We start from the raw sequence: 2619 nt of genomic DNA on the forward strand, positions 1-2619 counted from the left end.
CCCGCCCCCGACCCTGCCGCGCGGCGTCGGGGGGGGGCTGATGACGGAGGATGCCTATTTCGAGGGCCTGTCCTCCGCCCTGCAGGCGAAGCGCGACCGCCTGGCGGCGGGCCTCGCGCGGCTCGGCTTCGGCGTGCTGCAGACCCAGGGCAGCTACTTCATCACCACCGATGTCCGCCCGCTGGGCTGGACCGGCGACGACGTGAGCTTCTGCCGCACCCTCACGGTGGAGGCGAAGGTGACGGCGATCCCCGTCACGGCCTTCTACGCGGGTCCGGACGCGCCGAACCACTATGTCCGCTTCGCCTTCTGCAAGGGCGATGCCGTGCTGGATGCGGCGCTGGAGCGGATGGAGCGCTGGCTGGAGGGTCGCCGCGCGGCGCCTTCACGCGCCGCCGGATAGCGGCCGCACCGCCGGCCCTCGGCCACCAATAGTTTACTTGTAGGTTAACTGAGGCGGGCGCTATGATGGCGGAGCCATGCCGCGGATCGGCTTCACCCCCAATCTCCGCCGCCACCTCGACTGCCCCGCGATGGAGGCCTCGGGCGGCACGCTGCGCGCCGCGCTCGACGAGGTCTTCGCCGCCAATCCGCGCCTGCGCCTCTATCTGCTCGACGAGCACGGCCGGCTCCGCCGCCACGTGACCGTGTTCGTCAACGGCCGCATGGCGGCCGATCGCGTCACGCTCTCCGATGCGCTGGCGCCGGACGACGAGGTCTTCGTGTTCCAGTCCCTCTCGGGAGGATAGGCCATGCCGGATCGCCTGCTGATCGCCACGCGCAAGGGCCTGTTCCTCTGCCCCGAGGCGCCGGATGGCTATGCGCCGGGCCGCCCCGCCTTCCTCGGCGAGGCAGTCTCCGCCGTCCTCTCGGACCCGCGCGCCGGCGCGCTCTACGCCGCGCTGCGACACGGGCATTTCGGCCCGAAGCTGCACCGCTCCGACGATGGCGGGGAAAGCTGGACCGAGATCGCCTGCCCGGCGCTGCCGGCCGCGCCCGGCGATGCGGCCGCCAAGGCGGTGGACATGGTGTGGGAACTCGCCGCAGGCGGTGCCGGCGAACCGGGCGTGATCTGGGCCGGCACGCTGCCCGCGGCGCTGTTCCGCAGCGCCGACCGCGGCGCGAGCTGGACGCTGGTGGAGTCGCTGCACGCGGTGCCGGAGCGCGCGCGCTGGATGGGCGGCGGCTACGACGATCCGGGGCTGCATTCGATCCTGGTGGACCCGCGCGACGCGCGGCGGGTCACGGTGGCGATCTCGACCGGCGGCGTCGGGATCAGCGGCGATGCCGGCGCCAGCTGGCGGCTCGCCGGCCGGGGCATGCGCAACGAATACATGCCCCCCGGCCAGGAGCACGACCCGGTGGTGCAGGACGTGCACCGCATCGCCGCCTGCGCCGCCGCGCCCCGGTCCGTCTGGGTGCAGCATCACAACGGGATCTTCCGCTCCACCGACGGCGGCGAGACTTTCGCGGAGGTCACCGCCGCCGCGCCCTCCCGCTTCGGCTTCGTCGTTGTCGCGCACCCGCGCGAAGAGGACACCGCCTGGTTCGTGCCGGCGGTGAAGGACGAGTACCGGGTGCCGGTGGCGGGCCGCCTCGTCGTCACCCGCAGCCGCGACGGCGGCCGCAGCCTGGAAGTGCTGGGGGCAGGACTGCCGGAAGCGGATTGCTACGACCTGATCTATCGCCACGGACTTGCGGCGGATGCCGCGGGACGGCGGCTGGCGATGGGCTCCACCACCGGCAATCTGTGGGTCAGCGCGGATGGCGGCGAGGCCTGGCGGCATGTCGCGGCACACCTGCCGCCGGTTGCCGCCCTGGCCTTCCGCGCCGGTTGACGGGACCGGCGCCGCGGCCCTATGTCCGCGGCCCCGGGCCGGTCTCGCCCGGCGGCGTCATGTGGCGGCCATAGCTCAGTTGGTAGAGCGCCAGGTTGTGGTCCTGGATGTCACGGGTTCGAGTCCCGTTGGTCGCCCCATCCCCCTCCGATCGCTGCGCGCCGCGATGTCACGGGGTCGCGCATCCGCGGCGCCGCGCCGCTCAGCGCGCCACCGTCTCCAGCAGCCAGGCATCCGCCGCCAGTCGCGCGCCGCGGCGCCGCGCCTGCTCCATCGCCGTGCGCAGCGCGCGCAGATAGGCGCCGGTGTCATCGTCGTCCGGCCGGGGCCGCTCGAACAGCGGGACCGATGACGCGACGGCGATGACCAGGTCCACGCCATCGGGCGGCCCGACGGCCCAGGCCGGCCCGCCGATCGCCGGGTCGCCGAGCCGCAGCGTGCCGCCGGCCGGCAGCCGCCGCGCGGGATCGGTCGGGGTCGGATGCAGATGCGCCAGCGTGCCGTCATGCACCAGGAAGGAGACATAGACATAGGCCGGGAAATCCGGCCCGTTCACGACGACCGTGACCAGTTCGCCGTCGCGCAGCCGCGTCGCCTCGCCGGCCAGCGCGACCGTCAGCGCGCCCGCCGTGCCGAAGGGCTGCGCGATGGGCCGCAGCGTGTCGAGCGCGGTGCAGAACGGCGCGTCGAAGGTCGCGACGCGCCAATCGGCGGGCAGGCCGCCGGCGCCGGCGGCGGGCGGGGCGGGGCCCCGCCCCCCCCCGCCGGGCGCCCCCGCGCC

At 74.5% G+C, this 2619-nt stretch carries 4 protein-coding genes and 1 tRNA gene; 4 read left to right on the forward strand and 1 reads right to left on the reverse strand.

Annotated elements, in window-relative coordinates:
- The 4 genes from AC1MIR_RS06725 to AC1MIR_RS06740 all read left to right on the forward strand — a co-directional run.
- Positions 1 to 403, forward strand: a 403-nt coding sequence (locus AC1MIR_RS06725) for an aminotransferase class I/II-fold pyridoxal phosphate-dependent enzyme (RefSeq protein ID WP_480027413.1), incomplete at its 5' end; no start/stop codon positions are given.
- 76 nt (positions 404 to 479) lie between these two features.
- Positions 480 to 749 carry a MoaD/ThiS family protein gene (locus tag AC1MIR_RS06730; RefSeq protein ID WP_480027414.1) on the forward strand — a complete coding sequence of 90 codons (270 nt, stop codon included), beginning with the start codon at positions 480 to 482 and terminating at the stop codon, positions 747 to 749.
- 3 nt (positions 750 to 752) lie between these two features.
- Positions 753 to 1838, forward strand: coding sequence for a WD40/YVTN/BNR-like repeat-containing protein (locus tag AC1MIR_RS06735; RefSeq protein WP_480027415.1), 1086 nt, complete (start codon positions 753 to 755; stop codon positions 1836 to 1838).
- A gap of 64 nt (positions 1839 to 1902) precedes the next feature.
- Positions 1903 to 1978, forward strand: a tRNA-His gene (locus tag AC1MIR_RS06740).
- 62 nt (positions 1979 to 2040) lie between these two features.
- On the opposite strand, the gene AC1MIR_RS06745 is transcribed toward AC1MIR_RS06740, so the two are convergent.
- Positions 2041 to 2619, reverse strand: a 579-nt coding sequence (locus tag AC1MIR_RS06745) for a hypothetical protein (RefSeq protein WP_480027416.1), incomplete at its 5' end; no start/stop codon positions are given.

Source organism: Falsiroseomonas sp. RANM36, from assembly GCF_056682175.1.